The organism is Citrobacter sp. C348, assembly GCF_047467975.1.
GTDB lineage: Bacteria > Pseudomonadota > Gammaproteobacteria > Enterobacterales > Enterobacteriaceae > Citrobacter > Citrobacter gillenii.
In genome coordinates this window covers 107,085-123,154 of the sequence record NZ_JASJUJ010000009.1, presented here as the reverse complement: position 1 = coordinate 123,154, position 16,070 = coordinate 107,085, and the positions used below count along the sequence as shown (strand labels likewise).

General features: G+C 54.1%; 18 protein-coding genes. 12 read left to right on the top strand and 6 right to left on the bottom strand.

The features are described 5' to 3' along the window. Positions 1–133 precede the first annotated feature (133 nt). From rbfA to mtr, 8 genes are all read left to right on the top strand, one after another. Complete coding sequence (gene rbfA, locus QNN86_RS17185) at positions 134–538, top strand: 30S ribosome-binding factor RbfA (protein WP_096755533.1); 405 nt, start codon at positions 134–136, stop codon at positions 536–538. Further along, positions 538–1,482 (top strand): tRNA pseudouridine(55) synthase TruB, encoded by a 945-nt coding sequence (gene truB, locus QNN86_RS17180; protein ID WP_181617987.1) that lies wholly within the window; start codon positions 538–540, stop codon positions 1,480–1,482. Before rbfA ends, truB begins: the two co-directional genes overlap by 1 nt. 273 nt (positions 1,483–1,755) lie before the next feature. Then, positions 1,756–2,025: a 30S ribosomal protein S15 gene (gene rpsO, locus QNN86_RS17175; protein WP_096755535.1), complete on the top strand. Its 270-nt coding sequence runs from the start codon at positions 1,756–1,758 to the stop codon at positions 2,023–2,025. A 248-nt stretch (positions 2,026–2,273) separates the two neighbouring features. Then, a complete protein-coding gene (gene pnp, locus QNN86_RS17170; protein WP_181617986.1) occupies positions 2,274–4,406 on the top strand; it encodes a polyribonucleotide nucleotidyltransferase in 2,133 nt (710 codons plus the stop codon). A gap of 108 nt (positions 4,407–4,514) precedes the next feature. After that, a complete protein-coding gene (gene nlpI, locus QNN86_RS17165; protein WP_096755537.1) occupies positions 4,515–5,399 on the top strand; it encodes a lipoprotein NlpI in 885 nt (294 codons plus the stop codon). A 106-nt stretch (positions 5,400–5,505) separates the two neighbouring features. Then, positions 5,506–5,586 (top strand): protein YrbN, encoded by an 81-nt coding sequence (gene yrbN / locus QNN86_RS17160; protein ID WP_010723222.1) that lies wholly within the window; start codon positions 5,506–5,508, stop codon positions 5,584–5,586. Next, positions 5,579–7,525, top strand: coding sequence for a DEAD/DEAH family ATP-dependent RNA helicase (locus QNN86_RS17155; RefSeq protein ID WP_414211917.1), 1,947 nt, complete (start codon positions 5,579–5,581; stop codon positions 7,523–7,525). The genes yrbN and QNN86_RS17155 overlap by 8 nt, the downstream gene beginning before the upstream one ends. Positions 7,526–7,795: 270 nt before the next feature. Continuing rightward, the gene (mtr, locus tag QNN86_RS17150; protein ID WP_414211915.1) at positions 7,796–9,040 is read left to right on the top strand and encodes a tryptophan permease; all 1,245 of its coding nucleotides are present in this window, start codon (positions 7,796–7,798) and stop codon (positions 9,038–9,040) included. An 86-nt stretch (positions 9,041–9,126) separates the two neighbouring features. Here the strand turns inward: mtr and QNN86_RS17145 are convergent, their stop codons facing one another. The 3 genes from QNN86_RS17145 to ubiU form a co-directional block, all read right to left on the bottom strand. Then, a complete protein-coding gene (locus QNN86_RS17145; RefSeq protein ID WP_181617983.1) occupies positions 9,127–10,134 on the bottom strand; it encodes a luciferase-like monooxygenase in 1,008 nt (335 codons plus the stop codon). 80 nt (positions 10,135–10,214) lie between these two features. Next, positions 10,215–11,093, bottom strand: a complete 879-nt coding sequence (locus QNN86_RS17140) for a U32 family peptidase (protein WP_137400196.1) — start codon at positions 11,091–11,093, stop codon at positions 10,215–10,217. Between the two features lie 8 nt (positions 11,094–11,101). Continuing rightward, on the bottom strand, positions 11,102–12,097 hold the full coding sequence (ubiU, locus tag QNN86_RS17135) for a ubiquinone anaerobic biosynthesis protein UbiU (protein WP_096755542.1): 996 nt from the start codon (positions 12,095–12,097) through the stop codon (positions 11,102–11,104). 219 nt (positions 12,098–12,316) lie between these two features. Between ubiU and ubiT the strand changes: the two genes are divergently transcribed. Next, positions 12,317–12,841: a ubiquinone anaerobic biosynthesis accessory factor UbiT gene (ubiT, locus tag QNN86_RS17130; protein ID WP_115257401.1), complete on the top strand. Its 525-nt coding sequence runs from the start codon at positions 12,317–12,319 to the stop codon at positions 12,839–12,841. Then, complete coding sequence (locus QNN86_RS17125; RefSeq protein WP_115257402.1) at positions 12,835–13,338, top strand: GNAT family N-acetyltransferase; 504 nt, start codon at positions 12,835–12,837, stop codon at positions 13,336–13,338. The genes ubiT and QNN86_RS17125 overlap by 7 nt, the downstream gene beginning before the upstream one ends. Here QNN86_RS17125 and QNN86_RS17120 read toward each other — a convergent pair. Then, the gene (locus QNN86_RS17120) at positions 13,325–13,624 is read right to left on the bottom strand and encodes a GIY-YIG nuclease family protein (protein WP_115257403.1); all 300 of its coding nucleotides are present in this window, start codon (positions 13,622–13,624) and stop codon (positions 13,325–13,327) included. The genes QNN86_RS17125 and QNN86_RS17120 overlap by 14 nt on opposite strands. A gap of 52 nt (positions 13,625–13,676) precedes the next feature. On the opposite strand from QNN86_RS17120, the gene QNN86_RS17115 reads away from it, so the two are divergent. Further along, complete coding sequence (locus QNN86_RS17115) at positions 13,677–14,105, top strand: YhbP family protein (RefSeq protein WP_115257404.1); 429 nt, start codon at positions 13,677–13,679, stop codon at positions 14,103–14,105. 32 nt (positions 14,106–14,137) lie between these two features. Continuing rightward, the gene (locus tag QNN86_RS17110; protein WP_414211910.1) at positions 14,138–14,782 is read left to right on the top strand and encodes an NAD(P)H-binding protein; all 645 of its coding nucleotides are present in this window, start codon (positions 14,138–14,140) and stop codon (positions 14,780–14,782) included. Positions 14,783–14,880: 98 nt separating this feature from the next. On the opposite strand, the gene dolP is transcribed toward QNN86_RS17110, so the two are convergent. Both dolP and diaA read right to left on the bottom strand, forming a co-directional pair. Next, positions 14,881–15,456 carry a division/outer membrane stress-associated lipid-binding lipoprotein gene (gene dolP / locus QNN86_RS17105; RefSeq protein WP_096755548.1) on the bottom strand — a complete coding sequence of 192 codons (576 nt, stop codon included), beginning with the start codon at positions 15,454–15,456 and terminating at the stop codon, positions 14,881–14,883. A gap of 9 nt (positions 15,457–15,465) precedes the next feature. Further along, positions 15,466–16,056 carry a DnaA initiator-associating protein DiaA gene (diaA, locus tag QNN86_RS17100; RefSeq protein ID WP_048213380.1) on the bottom strand — a complete coding sequence of 197 codons (591 nt, stop codon included), beginning with the start codon at positions 16,054–16,056 and terminating at the stop codon, positions 15,466–15,468. Positions 16,057–16,070 lie beyond the last annotated feature (14 nt).

Sequence of the window (16,070 nt, the reverse complement as noted above, 5' to 3'; positions counted from 1 at the left end):
GCTGCCGCTGTGTTGGTAGTTCAAGGCATAGAAGCTTATTTGAGGTAGGCCGGGTAAGCGAAGCGCCACCCGGCAATGAAATTTAAAAAGGGGCTTATGGCCCCTTTTTTGTCTTTATTCTGGAGAATTTATTATGGCGAAAGAATTTGGTCGCCCGCAGCGCGTGGCCCAGGAGATGCAAAAAGAGATTGCACTCATCCTGCAACGCGAAATCAAAGATCCGCGCGTCGGCGTGATGACTACCGTGTCCGGCGTTGAGATGTCTCGTGACCTGGCGTATGCCAAAGTGTTCGTGACGTTCCTGAATGACCAGGACGAAGCTGCCGTGAAGAACGGTATTAAAGCCTTGCAGGAAGCCTCTGGCTTCATCCGCTCTCTGCTGGGTAAAGCCATGCGCCTGCGTATCGTGCCGGAACTGACTTTCTTCTACGACAACTCGTTGGTCGAAGGGATGCGCATGTCTAACCTGGTGACCAGCGTGGTGAAGCATGACGATGAACGTCGTGTGAATCCTGCGGACGACAGCAAGGAGGACTAATGAGTCGTCCTCGTCGTCGTGGTCGCGATATTCATGGCGTCCTGTTGCTGGATAAGCCGCAAGGCATGTCCAGCAATGACGTGCTGCAAAAAGTAAAACGCCTCTACAATGCCAACCGTGCCGGCCATACCGGTGCGCTGGATCCGCTGGCGACAGGCATGCTGCCTATCTGCCTGGGAGAGGCGACCAAGTTTTCGCAGTACCTGCTGGACTCTGACAAACGCTATCGCGTGGTGGCCCGCCTGGGACAGCGTACTGATACCTCTGATGCCGATGGGCAAATTGTGCAGGAGCGTCCGGTGACGTTTACCCCGGAACAGCTTGCCAGCGCGCTGGAGACGTTTCGCGGTGACATCCAACAGATTCCGTCGATGTACTCAGCGCTGAAGTATCAGGGTAAAAAGCTGTACGAGTACGCGCGTCAGGGTATTGAGGTCCCGCGTGAATCCAGACCGATTACCGTGTACGAACTGCTGTTTATTCGCCACGAAGGTAATGAACTGGAGCTGGAAGTCCATTGCTCCAAAGGCACGTACATTCGCACGATTGTTGACGATCTGGGCGAGAAGCTCGGATGCGGCGCGCACGTGACGTATCTGCGTCGTCTGACGGTCAGCAAGTATCCGGTAGACCGTATGGTCACGCTGGAACATTTGCACAGCCTGGTTGAACAGGCTGAACAGCAGAACATTCCGGCGGCAGAATTACTTGATCCGCTGCTGATGCCAATGGACAGTCCGGCATCGGACTTTCCTGTGGTTAATCTGCCTTTAACATCATCGGTTTACTTTAAAAACGGTAATCCGGTACGTACGTCGGGCGTGCCGCTGGAAGGGCTGGTTCGCGTGACGGAAGGCGATGATGGCAAATTTATCGGCATGGGGGAGATCGACGATGAAGGTCGTGTCGCCCCTCGTCGACTGGTGGTTGAGTATCCTGCATAGCGCTCTCTGTCTTGCGATAAGAAGGCGCTGCGAGTAGAATACCGCCGCTTAACGTCGCGTAAATTATTTAACAGTTCGCGCGGCGTGTACACAAAATCATTCGAGCTGCATCAAGGCGGCAAGTCTGAGGATCCTCAGGAGCTTACTGAAGTAAGTGACTGAGGTGAGCGGACGCAGTCAACGCAGAGGCAGTTTGAAGGATGACGTGTATACACTGGGATCGCTGAATTAGAGATCGGCGTCCTTACATTCTTAACACTTTGGAGTTTTAAAATGTCTCTAAGTACTGAAGCTACAGCTAAAATTGTTTCTGAGTTTGGTCGCGATGCAAACGACACCGGTTCTACCGATGTTCAGGTTGCTCTGTTAACTGCACAGATTAACCACCTGCAGGGTCACTTCTCTGAACACAAAAAAGATCACCACAGCCGTCGTGGTCTGCTGCGTATGGTTTCTCAGCGTCGTAAACTGCTCGACTACCTGAAGCGTAAAGATGTTGCACGTTACACTGCGCTGATCGAGCGTCTGGGTCTGCGTCGCTAAGTCTTTCGAGTTTCAGAAAGAGGGGGCCTTCATGGCCCCTTTTTTCCAGCAGATGGCAGCAATTCGCTGGAAACTAATGTATTGTTGCTATGAATGATCTTCCGTCGCAGAGGTTCGCGCGGCTAATGAGAGGCTTTACCCAATACGCGTGGGTTAGGGTTGTCATTAGTCGCGAGGATGCGCAGAAGATCGGGTATTAACGATGGCGTGTATAAATACGCCGTTAAAAAAAGAGAAAGGATATTATTTTGCTTAATCCGATCGTTCGTAAATTCCAGTACGGTCAACATACCGTAACGCTGGAAACCGGCATGATGGCACGTCAGGCTACTGCTGCTGTTATGGTTAGCATGGATGACACCGCGGTATTTGTGACCGTTGTGGGTCAGAAAAAAACCAAGCCAGGCCAGGATTTCTTCCCGCTGACCGTTAACTATCAGGAGCGTACCTACGCTGCTGGCCGTATCCCGGGTAGCTTCTTCCGTCGTGAAGGCCGTCCGAGTGAAGGCGAAACCCTGATCGCGCGTCTGATTGACCGCCCGGTTCGTCCGCTGTTCCCGGAAGGTTTCATTAACGAAGTTCAGGTTATTGCGACCGTTGTCTCCGTTAACCCGCAGGTTAACCCGGATATCGTGGCAATGATCGGCGCATCCGCTGCGCTGTCCCTGTCCGGCCTGCCGTTCAACGGCCCGATCGGTTCTGCCCGTGTTGGTTATATCAATGACCAGTACGTACTGAACCCGACTCAGGACGAACTGAAAGAAAGCAAGCTGGACCTGGTTGTTGCCGGTACTGAAGCTGCCGTACTGATGGTTGAATCCGAAGCCGAACTGCTGAGCGAAGACCAGATGCTGGGTGCAGTGGTGTTCGGTCACGAACAGCAGCAGATTGTTATCAAAGAAATCAACGAGCTGGTAAAAGTTGCTGGCAAACCGCGTTGGGACTGGCAGCCAGAAGCTGTCAACGAAGCGCTGAATGCGCGCGTTGCTGCGCTGGCAGAATCTCGTCTGAGCGATGCTTACCGCATCACTGACAAACAAGAGCGTTATGCTCAGGTTGACGTGATCAAATCCGAAACCATCGCTCAGCTTGTTGCAGAAGACGAAACCCTGGACGCTAACGAACTGGGTGAAATCCTGCACGCTATCGAGAAAAACGTTGTTCGTAGCCGCGTACTGGCAGGCGAGCCGCGCATCGATGGCCGTGAAAAAGACATGATCCGTGGTCTGGACGTGCGTACTGGCGTACTGCCGCGTACCCATGGTTCCGCACTGTTCACCCGTGGCGAAACTCAGGCGCTGGTTACCGCGACCCTGGGCACCACCCGTGATGCGCAGAACCTTGATGAACTGATGGGCGAGCGTACTGACAACTTCCTGTTCCACTACAACTTCCCTCCGTACTGCGTAGGCGAAACCGGTATGGTCGGTTCTCCGAAGCGTCGTGAGATTGGTCACGGCCGTCTGGCGAAACGCGGCGTGCTGGCAGTGATGCCGGAACTGGACAAATTCCCGTACACCGTACGTGTTGTGTCTGAAATCACCGAATCTAACGGTTCTTCTTCCATGGCTTCCGTGTGCGGTGCTTCTCTGGCACTGATGGACGCAGGCGTGCCGATCAAAGCCGCTGTTGCGGGTATCGCGATGGGTCTGGTGAAAGAAGGCGATAACTTTGTGGTTCTGTCTGACATTCTGGGTGACGAAGATCACCTGGGCGACATGGACTTTAAAGTGGCGGGTTCCCGCGATGGTATCTCTGCGCTGCAGATGGATATCAAAATCGAAGGTATCACCAAAGAGATCATGCAGGTTGCTCTGAACCAGGCTAAAGGTGCACGTCTGCACATCCTGGGCGTGATGGAACAGGCGATCAACGCGCCGCGCGGCGACATCTCTCAGTTCGCTCCGCGTATCCACACCATTAAGATCAGCCCGGACAAGATCAAAGACGTTATCGGTAAAGGCGGTTCTGTTATCCGTGCTCTGACCGAAGAAACCGGCACCACCATCGAAATCGAAGATGATGGTACTGTGAAGATCGCGGCGACCGACGGCGAAAAAGCAAAATATGCTATCCGTCGTATCGAAGAGATTACCGCAGAAATCGAAGTTGGCCGTATCTACAATGGTAAAGTGACCCGTATCGTTGACTTTGGCGCATTCGTTGCCATCGGTGGCGGTAAAGAAGGTCTGGTACACATCTCTCAGATAGCCGACAAGCGCGTAGAGAAAGTGACCGATTACCTGCAGATGAACCAGGAAGTGCCGGTTAAAGTTCTGGAAGTTGACCGTCAGGGCCGTGTACGTCTGAGCATTAAAGAAGCAACTGAGCAGTCTCAGCCTGCAGCTGCGCCGGAAGCACCGGCAAGCCAGGGCGAGTAAGGTTGCCATTGCCCTCCGCGCGAGCGGGGGGCCTTTAACCCGGCAGGAAGCCTTGTTAGCAACCGGGGAACAGGACGTTCATTCAATCGTTGTCTTCGGGAGTGGGAAATGAAGCCTTTTTTGCGCTGGTGTTTCGTTGCGACAGCACTCACGCTGGCTGGATGCAGTAATTCCGCCTGGCGTAAGAGTGAAGTCCTCGCAGTACCACTGCAACCGACTTTGCAGCAGGAAGTGATTCTGGCACGTATGGAACAAATTCTTGCCAGTCGGGCTTTAACCGATGACGAACGCGCACAGCTTTTATATGAGCGCGGAGTGTTGTATGATAGTCTCGGTCTGAGGGCACTGGCGCGAAATGATTTTTCACAAGCGTTGGCAATCCGACCAGATATGCCTGAAGTATTCAATTACTTAGGTATATATTTAACGCAGGCAGGCAATTTTGATGCTGCCTATGAAGCGTTTGATTCTGTACTTGAGCTTGATCCAACTTACAACTACGCGCACTTAAATCGCGGTATCGCATTGTATTACGGCGGTCGCGACAAGTTAGCGCAAGATGATCTGCTAGCGTTTTATCAAGACGATCCCAATGATCCATTCCGCAGTCTGTGGCTGTATCTCGCCGAGCAGAAGCTCGATGAGAAGCAGGCTAAAGAAGCGTTAATACAGCGCTTCGAGAAATCGGATAAAGAGCAATGGGGATGGAACATTGTCGAGTTCTACCTGGGCAACATTAGCGAAGCAACGCTGATGGAACGCCTGAAGGCGGACGCAACGGATAACACCTCGCTCGCTGAGCATCTCAGTGAAACCAACTTCTATTTAGGTAAGTACTACCTAAGTCTGGGGGATTTGGACAACGCTACGGCATTGTTCAAACTGGCGGTGGCTAACAACGTTCATAACTTTGTTGAGCACCGATACGCATTGTTGGAATTATCGCTCCTGGGCCAGGACCAAGATGACCTGGCAGAATCGGACCAGCAATAGCTGACGTACACATCAGCCCGTAATCTTTTTTGATTGCCATCACCTTCACCGGTGAGGGCGTTGTTGTTCGTTAATACACCTACTTTGAGCCGGTTCACACTTTTCAATGAAAATTGCAGATCAATTTCATGATGAGTTATGTAGACTGGCCGCCATTAATTTTGAGGCACACGTACTACATGGCTGAATTCGAAACCACTTTTGCAGATCTGGGCCTGAAGGCTCCTATCCTTGAAGCCCTTAACGATCTGGGTTACGAAAAACCATCTCCAATCCAGGCAGAGTGCATTCCGCATCTGCTGGGCGGTCGCGATGTTCTGGGTATGGCCCAGACCGGTAGCGGCAAAACTGCAGCGTTCTCCTTACCGCTGCTCAACAATCTTGATCCTGAGCTGAAGGCACCTCAGATTCTGGTGCTGGCACCGACCCGCGAACTGGCGGTTCAGGTTGCAGAAGCCATGACGGATTTCTCTAAACATATGCACGGCGTGAACGTGGTAGCCCTTTACGGCGGCCAGCGTTATGACGTGCAGTTACGTGCCCTGCGTCAGGGCCCGCAGATCGTCGTCGGTACGCCGGGTCGTCTGCTGGATCACCTGAAGCGCGGTACCCTGAACCTCTCTAAACTGAGCGGTTTAGTGCTGGACGAAGCCGATGAAATGCTGCGTATGGGCTTCATCGAAGACGTTGAAACGATTATGGCGCAGATCCCGGAAGGTCATCAGACCGCTCTGTTCTCTGCAACCATGCCGGAAGCGATTCGCCGTATTACCCGCCGCTTTATGAAAGAGCCGCAGGAAGTACGCATTCAGTCCAGCGTCACCACGCGTCCTGACATCAGCCAGAGCTACTGGACTGTCTGGGGCATGCGTAAAAATGAAGCGCTGGTGCGTTTCCTGGAAGCAGAAGATTTTGATGCGGCGATTATCTTCGTTCGTACCAAAAATGCGACCCTGGAAGTGGCAGAAGCGCTGGAGCGTAGCGGCTATAGCAGCGCTGCACTGAACGGTGATATGAACCAGTCCCTGCGTGAGCAGACTCTGGAACGTCTGAAAGACGGCCGTCTGGATATTCTGATTGCAACCGACGTTGCGGCCCGTGGCCTGGACGTTGAGCGTATCAGCCTGGTTGTTAACTATGACATCCCGATGGACTCCGAGTCTTACGTTCACCGTATCGGCCGTACCGGTCGTGCGGGTCGTGCTGGCCGTGCGCTGCTGTTCGTTGAGAACCGTGAGCGTCGTCTGCTGCGTAACATCGAACGCACCATGAAGCTGACCATTCCGGAAGTTGAACTGCCGAACGCAGATCTGCTGGGCAAACGCCGTCTGGAAAAATTCGCCGCGAAAGTACAGCAGCAGCTGGAAAGCAGCGATCTGGACCAGTACCGTGCTCTGCTGGCGAAAATGCAGCCGGAAGAAGAGCTGGATATCGAAACACTGGCCGCAGCGCTGCTGAAAATGGCACAGGGCGAACGTCCGCTGATCGTGCCACCAGATGCACCGATGCGTCCGAAGCGCGAATTCCGTGACCGTGACGATCGTGGTCCGCGTGACCGCAATGATCGTAACGATCGTGGCCCGCGTGGTGATCGTCCGGAGCGTGGTGGCGAAGACCGTCCGCGTCGTGAACGTCGTGACGTTGGCGATATGCAGCTGTACCGCATTGAAGTGGGCCGTGATGACGGTGTTGAAGTACGTCATATCGTTGGCGCTATCGCTAACGAAGGTGACATCAGCAGCCGTTACATCGGTAACATCAAGCTGTTCGGTACGCACTCCACCATCGAACTGCCGAAAGGCATGCCAGGTGACGTGCTGCAGCACTTTACCCGTACTCGCATCCTGAACAAGCCGATGAACATGCAACTGGTTGGCGATGCAGTACCGCACACCGGTGGTGAGCGTCGTGGCGGCGGCGGTGGTCGTTTCAGCGGCGAACGTCGTGAAGGTGGTCGTGGCGAAAACCGTGGCAACAGCACTGAGCGTCGTGAAGGTGGCCGTGGTGATGGTCGTCGTTTCAGTGGCGAACGTCGTGAAGGCAGCCGTGCTCCACGTCGTGACGATACTTCCGCTCCGCGTCGTGATGACTCCGCAGGTCGTCGTCGTTTCGGCGGTGACGCATAAGCCTCTTGGCTTCATAGCTGTAAAGTAAAATATACAGCCCCGATCTTAACGGTCGGGGCTTTTTTTATTCCTTTTGTACTCGTGTACTGGTACAGTGCAGCGCATTGAACTGTATTAGCTAATTTTAACCCTAAATAATTCGAGTTGTAGGAAGGCGGCAAACGAGGACATTCCAGGAGCTTGCTCAAGTAAGTGACTGGGATGGCGGAGTGCAGCCAAGGCATCTACAGCTTGAAGTATGACGGGTAAATACACTGGAGATCAGGCTAAATGGCAACACTAACCACCACCCAAACGTCACCATCGCTGCTTGGCGGCGTGGTGATTATCGGCGGCACCATTATTGGCGCGGGGATGTTTTCTCTGCCCGTGGTCATGTCCGGGGCGTGGTTCTTCTGGTCAATGGCGGCACTGATCTTTACCTGGTTCTGCATGCTGCATTCCGGGCTGATGATCCTCGAGGCTAACCTCAACTATCGTATTGGTTCGAGCTTCGACACCATCACCAAAGATCTGTTGGGCAAAGGCTGGAACGTTGTCAACGGCATCTCGATTGCATTTGTACTGTATATCCTGACCTACGCGTATATCTCCGCAAGCGGTTCGATCCTGCACCATACCTTTGCAGAGATGTCGCTGAATGTCCCGGCGCGTGCGGCAGGGTTTGGCTTCGCGCTGCTGGTGGCGTTTGTGGTGTGGTTGAGTACTAAAGCGGTGAGCCGCATGACGGCAATTGTGCTGGGGGCGAAGGTAATTACCTTCTTCCTGACCTTTGGTAGCCTGATGGGACATGTATCTCCAACCACGTTGTTTAACGTCGCAGAAAGCAATGCGTCGTACACGCCGTATCTGCTGATGACGCTGCCGTTCTGTCTGGCATCCTTTGGTTATCACGGTAACGTACCGAGTCTGATGAAGTATTACGGTAAAGATCCGAAGACTATCGTGAAGTGCCTGGTGTACGGCACGCTGCTGGCGCTGGTGCTATACACCGTATGGTTGCTGGGGACGATGGGCAATATTCCACGCCCGGAATTCATTGGCATTGCTAAGCAGGGCGGTAACATTGATGTACTGGTACAGGCGCTGAGTGGGGTGCTGAACAGCCGCAGTCTGGACCTGCTGCTGGTGGTGTTCTCCAACTTTGCCGTGGCGAGTTCGTTCCTTGGCGTGACGCTGGGCCTGTTCGACTATCTGGCGGATCTGTTTGGTTTTGATGACTCAGCAATGGGGCGTTTGAAAACCGCTTTACTGACCTTTGTCCCACCGATTGTCGGTGGCCTGCTGTGGCCGAACGGCTTCCTGTACGCCATTGGCTATGCAGGACTGGCGGCAACTATCTGGGCGGCCATTGTGCCGGCGCTGCTGGCACGTAAATCCCGCGAACGTTTCGGTAGCCCGAAATTCCGCGTCTGGGGTGGCAAGCCGATGATTGCGCTGATTCTGGTGTTCGGTGTCGGCAACGCGGTTATCCATATCCTGTCGAGCGTTAATTTGTTGCCGGTGTATCAGTAAGTAGCGTGCCGGATGGCGGCTACGCCTTATCCGGCCTACTCGAACCCGTAGGCCCGGTAAGCGTAGCGCTACCGGGCAACCTAGACCTACCCAACCAACTCCTCTTTCACCTGCATCGCCAGATCAAACGAATGCAGGCGTGCCTGATGGTCAAAAATCTGCCCGTTAACCATAATCTCATCGGCCTGGGTTTCACGCAGGATTGACTCCAGCCCGTGACGCACTTTCGCTTTATCCCCCACCAGCGACATGCTTAATGCCTGCTGGACGCCATATTGCTCGGATGCGGACCACAGCTGATGCATATTCTCCACCGGCGGTGGGAGTTGTCCGGTTTCACCCCGACGCAGTTTCATAAACGCCTGCTGCATAGAGGTGAAGAGAAACTCAGCGTCGCGATTGCTGTCGGCAGCGATGATGTTGATGCATACCATCGCATACGGTGTTGCCAGACGCGTGGAGGGTTTGAACTGAGTGCGATAAAGATGCAGCGCCTGGTGCAGCATATCCGGGGCGAAGTGGGAGGCGAAGGCAAACGGCAGGCCAAGCTGAGCGGACAGCTGTGCGCTATACAGACTGGAGCCTAACAGCCAGACCGGGATTTGCTCACCGTAGCCGGGAACCGGACGCACGTGGGGATTCGGGTCACGTGCGTCAAACCAGTCCACCAGTTCTGTCACGTCGCGGGGAAAGTTATCAATATCACCACTCATATGGCGGCGCAGCGCGCGCATGGTTGGTTGATCGCTGCCCGGCGCTCGACCCAGACCGAGGTCAATTCGTCCCGGATACAGCGTATTCAGCGTGCCAAACTGTTCGGCAATCACTAGCGGGGAATGGTTGGGTAACATCACGCCGCCAGAACCCAGATGCAGGGTGGTGGTATTGGCCGCCAGATAACCGATGAGCACCGAGGTTGCCGCACTGGCGATGCCGGTCATATTGTGATGTTCAGCCAACCAGAAGCGATGGTAGCCGCGCTTTTCCGCCAGTTGGGCGAGGTCACGAGAGTGCGAAAAGGCCTGCTTTGCGCTGGATCCTTCAGGGATCGGCGCCAGATCGAGCACCGAGAACGGAATGGTTTTGTCAGTCATAACGGCTCACTTTGTTACCGGTTAATCTTTTAATATTGCATTAAAGACTAGCGATTGTTGTTAACAAAGTGAGCTATTAATCACATCTGCAGTTCCAGTCCTGCCAGTCGTTTCCAGTAGCCGTTGCAGTCACTGTGGGTGGCAAGCGGTAACGGGGCACCACCATTCTCGTTGGCACGGAAGGCATCCAACATGGCGAATGTCTCGGTTCCCAACGGGGACAGGCGCACAATATCAACCAGCCCCTGCATGGACGCCAGCTCATTGCCGAGGTTGTAGACGTAGCCGCTCATGGTCTGAATACCGTTGAGGACAAACACTTGCTGATTCTCCTGCGACAGGACATCACGCCCGTTGGGATACTTGATGCAGCAGGTTTCGCACTCGTCTTTAGGCTTATCTTCGGAGCGTGCGGTGAAGCAGCGGGCAGAGTAGGCCAGCGGCAAATGCCCGTAGCTCAGTACTTCGGTTTCAAACTGGTCGCGAATACCCAGTTCGTCACACTGGTTAAGCAGGTTCACCAGCCAGTCACGCGACAGCTCAACCGGCATACACCAGCGCACCATGCCCTGCTTGAGCAGAATACGCAGCGTGACGGCGTTGTAGCAGTTGAGCGCGTGCCCGGCGACGAACGGCAGCTTACGCTCGGCGCACATATTCACCACGCCGAGATCGCTGGCTTCCAGCAGGAAGTCACCGTTCTCTACATAGCGTTTCAATTCACCCAGCTCAGATGACGCCTGCACCAGCGCCAGCGTGGACAGCACCACCTGCTTACCGCTCCCGGCGAGGGACTTCGCCATGTCGATCCAGTCACCCACTTTGGTGGCGCGGCGTTTGCTGCACACGGCTTCGCCAAGATAGATAACGTCGGCATGGCTGGTGGCTGCCTGCTGATAAAAGTCTTCCAGCGTCTCTTTCGACCAGTAGTAGAGCACCGGTCCTAAGGAATATTTCATTGCTTTTCTCACTGCCATTTACGGTGATACGCGCCAAGTGTGGTCTGCGTGCCTTCGGACATAGAGCCGAGCGTTTCCATCCAGGCGCTTTGCGGAACGAAGTTCTGCGGATCTGCTTTGCAGCGGTCGATCGCCTGACGCCACACTTTCGCCACCTGGCTGACATAGGCCGGGCTACGCTGACGCCCCTCGATTTTCACCGAGGCAATATTGGCGGCCAGCAGGTCAGGTAGCAGTTCTAAGGTGTTGAGGCTGGTGGGCTCCTCCAGCGCATGATAGCGCTCGCCATCCACCAAATAACGCCCTTTACACAGCGTGGGATATCCGGCGTTTTCACCATCCTGGTAACGGTCAATCAGCACTTCGTTCAGGCGAGATTCCAGCCCCTGCGCGGTCTGCTGCCAGCGTACAAAGCGGGCAGGGGAACACGCGCCGACGGTATTGGGGGATTCGCCCGTCAGATAAGACGAAAGATAGCAGCGGCCTTCCGCCATAATGCACAGGCTGCCGAAGGCAAACACTTCCAAAGGAACCGGTGTTACGCGCGCGAGTTGTTTCACCTGATGAATCGACAGCACGCGCGGCAGCACCACACGCGCGACGTCAAAGTTACGGTGATAGAAATTTACCGCTTCTTCATTGGTTGCCGATGCCTGAACAGAGACATGGCGCTCAATATGCGGGTAGCGTTCTGCGGCATACTCAAGCATGGCGAGATCGGCGAGGATCAGTGCATCCGCGCCCAGTTGTGCCGCCATATCCACGGCACGCTGCCAGCGAGCGTACCCATCCGGGTGGGCAAAGGTGTTAATCGCGATGTGCAGCTTACGGCGATGTTGATGGACGAAACTCACCGCTTCCTGCAATTTTTTCTCGGTAAAATTAAGGCCGGCGAAATGACGGGCGTTGGTATCATCTTTTAGCCCGATGTACACAGCATCAGCGCCGTTCTCGATGGCCGCCTTAAGCGCCGGGAGATTTCCGGCAGGGCACAGCAGCTCCATAATTTATCCTGAAAGTTACGCCGCCTGGGCGCAAAAATGTTAACGAAGAGGGATTTTAGTTAACCTTGCTGAGACAATTTTTGATTTGAGGCAGTTAAAGTCGTATTGGTATCACCAATAAAGAGGTAACAATTTCGTAGCGAATTGTTGATTTATGCCGCTATGTCGTTTATTTGATATGGCAAAATAGCCGGACTATAGAAACAGGGAGTAAAGCTCGTGTTGGATAAACTGCGTTCACGCTTAGTACATTTTGGTCCTTCTCTGATGAGTGTACCGGTTAAACTGACGCCCTTTACGCTCAAGCGCCAGGTACTGGAACAGGTTCTGAGCTGGCAATTTCGCCAGGCGCTGGCCGACGGGGAACTGGAGTTTCTCGACGGTCGCTGGTTGAGCATAAATGTTCGTGATATTGGCCTCAGATGGTATACCTCTGTTGAGAACGACAAACTTATCGTCAGTCAGAACGCAGACGCTGATGTGAGTTTTAGCGCAGACGCCAGCGATTTATTGATGATTGCGGCGCGTAAGCAGGATCCGGATACGCTTTTCTTCCAGCGTCGCCTGGTGATTGAAGGCGATACAGAATTAGGGCTACATGTGAAAAATCTGATGGACGCCATTGAACTGGAGCAGATGCCGAAAGCATTGCGCGTTATGCTGCTGCAACTGGCGGACTTTGTTGAGGCGGGTATGAAACATTCGCCAGAAACCAAACAGACCTCGGTAGGTGAACCATGCTGATTCGAGTTGAAATTCCCATTGATGCCCCAGGTATTGATGCGCTGCTGCGTCGTTCCTTTGAAAGCGATGCGGAAGCGAAGTTAGTGCACGACCTGCGTGAAGACGGTTTTCTGACGCTGGGTCTGGTTGCCACCGACGACGAAGGTCAGGTGGTCGGCTACGTCGCGTTCAGTCCTGTTGATGTGCAAGGTGAAGATCTGCAATGGGTCGGTATGGCTCCGTTAGCGGTAGATGAAAACTACCGTGGGCAGGGCCTGGCGCGTCAGCTGGTCTATGAGGGACTGGATTCACTGAACGAGTTTGGGTACGCCGCGGTGGTCACGCTGGGCGATCCGGCACTGTACAGTCGCTTTGGCTTTGAGCTGGCAGCCCACCACGATCTACACTGCCGCTGGCCGGGCACCGAAAGCGCGTTCCAGGTGCATCGCCTGGCAGAAGATGCGCTGGAGGGCGTGTCTGGTCTGGTGGAATACCACGAGCACTTCAATCGCTTTTAAGCACCGGGGCTTGTAGGCTACTCAGCAATGCCTCAAGCCCTTCACCTTCTACAAGGCGTTCTTTCTGACGCTTTGTGAGCTGCTTGACTCGATATTCCAGACGCAGGGCCAGCGAACGATCGCCGACCTGCGCGGCAAATGCCAGAGTTAACTCTCCCTTCCCACGCAAGGCTTTCGCGCCTTTTCCGCTTTGATGTTGCTTATAGCGGCGCTGCACATCGGTGGTTATACCGGTGTACAGGGCGTTGTCTGCGGTACGGATCAGGTACAGATACCAGGGTGTCATTGTCACCATCGACGTGATAATTTTCAGGCCTATAGTATAAAAGAGAACAGAAATGGAAACACTGACTGCGGTGACGCGCTGGCTGGCAAAGCAGCACGTCGTGACCTGGTGTGTGCATCATGACGGTGAACTGTGGTGCGCCAACGCGTTTTATCTGTTTGATGCGCAGAAGGTTGCCTTCTATGTGCTCACCGAAGATAAAACTCGCCATGCCCAGATGTCCGGCCCATGCGCGTCCGTTGCCGGGACGGTAAACGGTCAACCCAAAACGGTCGCGCTGATCCGTGGCGTCCAGTTTAAAGGCGAAATCAGGCGTCTGGAGGGGCAGGAGAGCGACGACGCGCGTAAAGCGTATAATCGTCGCTTCCCCGTCGCCAGAATGCTGTCTGCACCCGTGTGGGAGATTCGTCTTGATGAAATCAAGTTCACTGACAATACGCTGGGCTTTGGTAAAAAGCTGCTCTGGCTACGTGATCTATAGTTAGAGGAATGATTGAAGGGAAAGGATAAGCGATGAGCCAGGTGTTAATAACCGGAGCCACGGGTCTGGTGGGCGGACATTTATTGCGGATGCTACTGAACGAGCCCCGGGTTCATGCGATTACGGCCCCAACGCGCCGTCCGCTCGCCGATACGGTTGGCGTCTTTAACCCTCACGATCCGCAGTTAACCGATGCGTTGGCACAGGTTACCGATCCGGTCGACATTGTTTTTTGCTGTCTGGGAACCACCCGACGTGAAGCCGGCAGCAAAGAGGCTTTTATCCACGCTGATTATACGCTGGTGGTGGATACCGCTCTGACGGGGCGTCGTCTGGGCGCTCAGCATATGCTGGTGGTGAGTTCGATGGGGGCCAATGCGCACTCGCCATTTTTCTACAATCGGGTTAAAGGTGAGATGGAGGAGGCGCTGATTGCGCAGAAATGGCCCCGGCTGACGATTGTCCGGCCTTCGATGTTGCTGGGTGACAGGGAACAACAGCGAGCGAATGAAAGGCTCTTTGCGCCATTATTCAAGTTGCTACCGGGGAACTGGAAATCTATTGAGGCGCGTGATGTCGCACGGGCAATGCTGGTGGAAGCACTTGCGCCAGGACATGAAGGGGTTTCGATCCTGACTTCGTCAGAGTTGCGCGAAAAGGCGCGTGACGCTAAATAAAATGCCGGATGCGCTGGCGCTTATCCGGCCTACAAACGATTACGCCCTGTAGGTCGGATAAGACGCCCAGGCGTCGCCATCCGGCATCTGTAGCTGTATTACTTAATAAATGTAAACGCGGTCGTGACGCGTTTCACGCCGCTGACCCGGCTGGCGATATCCGCTGCAGCCTTCGCTTCGCGCTCGGTAACCAGACCCAGCAGGAAGACTTCCCCGTTCTCAGTGGTTACTTTAACGTTGGATGATTTTACCTGATCGCTGGTGAGCAGCTGGGAGCGAACTTTGGTGGTGATCCAGGTATCATTGGAGGCTTCACCCAGACCGATTGGCTGACCCTGACGGACCTCGTTAAACACTTCCGTCGTCCCTTCTACGCCCATCGCAATCTGTTTTGCACGCGCAGACAACTCGCTGTTAGGAGACTGCCCCACCAGTAGCACTTTACCCTGATAGGCGCTGACGTTGATGCGCGCTTCTTTCTTGATCTGGGCATCTTTTGATAACGCGGTACTGACGCGTAATTCCAGGGTTCCATCATCTACCTGGGTGCCGACGCTGCGAGGGTCAGTTGCGGCTTTCGTTCCGACAGCTGCCGTTCCGACAACGGCGGCAGCGACACAGCCTTGCAACAGCAGCGCAGAAAGAACCACTGCGAGCGGCGAAAATGCCTTCATGTGTACTCCTTAATCATCCTGGTGAGGGAAAAGCGTGTTATCGATAAGATCGCAAAGGCAGTTCACCGTCAGCATATGCATTTCCTGAATGCGTGCGCTGTGGTGTGAGGGAATGCGGATTTCGACATCCTGCGGCCCTAATAATCCGGCCAGCTCTCCCCCGTCATAACCGGTCAGTGCGACGATCGTCATGTCGCGGGTGACGGCAGCTTCAACGGCTTTAACGATATCGCGACTGTTGCCACGCGTAGAAATTGCCAACAGAACATCACCTGCATGTCCCAGCGCACGGACTTGTTTTGCATAAACTTCGTCGTGCAGGCGATCGTTGGCAATCGCAGTTAAGACCACATTATCAGTATTTAGTGCAATAGCAGGTAAACTGGGCCGTTCTGTTTCAAAACGGTTGATCATACTGGCAGCAAAATGCTGTGCGTTGGCAGCGGATGTCCCATTACCACAACAGAGAATTTTGTTGCCATTGAGCAGGGATTGAACCAGCGTCATGGCTGCACGGGAAATCGCATCCGGGAGCGCTTCAGCCGCAGCAATCTGAGTTTGAATGCTTTCTGTAAAGCAGACTTTAATTCTGTCTAACACGCTAATCCTTAAAT

What these genes read in the sequence shown, in the direction of transcription:
- QNN86_RS17110 (WP_414211910.1), top strand. Translation starts at nt 14,138, where the DNA reads ATGAGCCAGGTGTTAATAACCGGAGCCACGGGTCTGGTGGGCGGACAT.
- QNN86_RS17120 (WP_115257403.1), bottom strand. Translation starts at nt 13,624, where the DNA reads ATGACACCCTGGTATCTGTACCTGATCCGTACCGCAGACAACGCCCTG.
- QNN86_RS17145 (WP_181617983.1), bottom strand. Translation starts at nt 10,134, where the DNA reads ATGACTGACAAAACCATTCCGTTCTCGGTGCTCGATCTGGCGCCGATC.
- QNN86_RS17115 (WP_115257404.1), top strand. Translation starts at nt 13,677, where the DNA reads ATGGAAACACTGACTGCGGTGACGCGCTGGCTGGCAAAGCAGCACGTC.
- ubiU (WP_096755542.1), bottom strand. Translation starts at nt 12,097, where the DNA reads ATGGAGCTGCTGTGCCCTGCCGGAAATCTCCCGGCGCTTAAGGCGGCC.
- rbfA (WP_096755533.1), top strand. Translation starts at nt 134, where the DNA reads ATGGCGAAAGAATTTGGTCGCCCGCAGCGCGTGGCCCAGGAGATGCAA.
- QNN86_RS17125 (WP_115257402.1), top strand. Translation starts at nt 12,835, where the DNA reads ATGCTGATTCGAGTTGAAATTCCCATTGATGCCCCAGGTATTGATGCG.
- mtr (WP_414211915.1), top strand. Translation starts at nt 7,796, where the DNA reads ATGGCAACACTAACCACCACCCAAACGTCACCATCGCTGCTTGGCGGC.
- truB (WP_181617987.1), top strand. Translation starts at nt 538, where the DNA reads ATGAGTCGTCCTCGTCGTCGTGGTCGCGATATTCATGGCGTCCTGTTG.
- dolP (WP_096755548.1), bottom strand. Translation starts at nt 15,456, where the DNA reads ATGAAGGCATTTTCGCCGCTCGCAGTGGTTCTTTCTGCGCTGCTGTTG.
- QNN86_RS17140 (WP_137400196.1), bottom strand. Translation starts at nt 11,093, where the DNA reads ATGAAATATTCCTTAGGACCGGTGCTCTACTACTGGTCGAAAGAGACG.
- nlpI (WP_096755537.1), top strand. Translation starts at nt 4,515, where the DNA reads ATGAAGCCTTTTTTGCGCTGGTGTTTCGTTGCGACAGCACTCACGCTG.
- rpsO (WP_096755535.1), top strand. Translation starts at nt 1,756, where the DNA reads ATGTCTCTAAGTACTGAAGCTACAGCTAAAATTGTTTCTGAGTTTGGT.
- QNN86_RS17155 (WP_414211917.1), top strand. Translation starts at nt 5,579, where the DNA reads ATGGCTGAATTCGAAACCACTTTTGCAGATCTGGGCCTGAAGGCTCCT.
- yrbN (WP_010723222.1), top strand. Translation starts at nt 5,506, where the DNA reads ATGAAAATTGCAGATCAATTTCATGATGAGTTATGTAGACTGGCCGCC.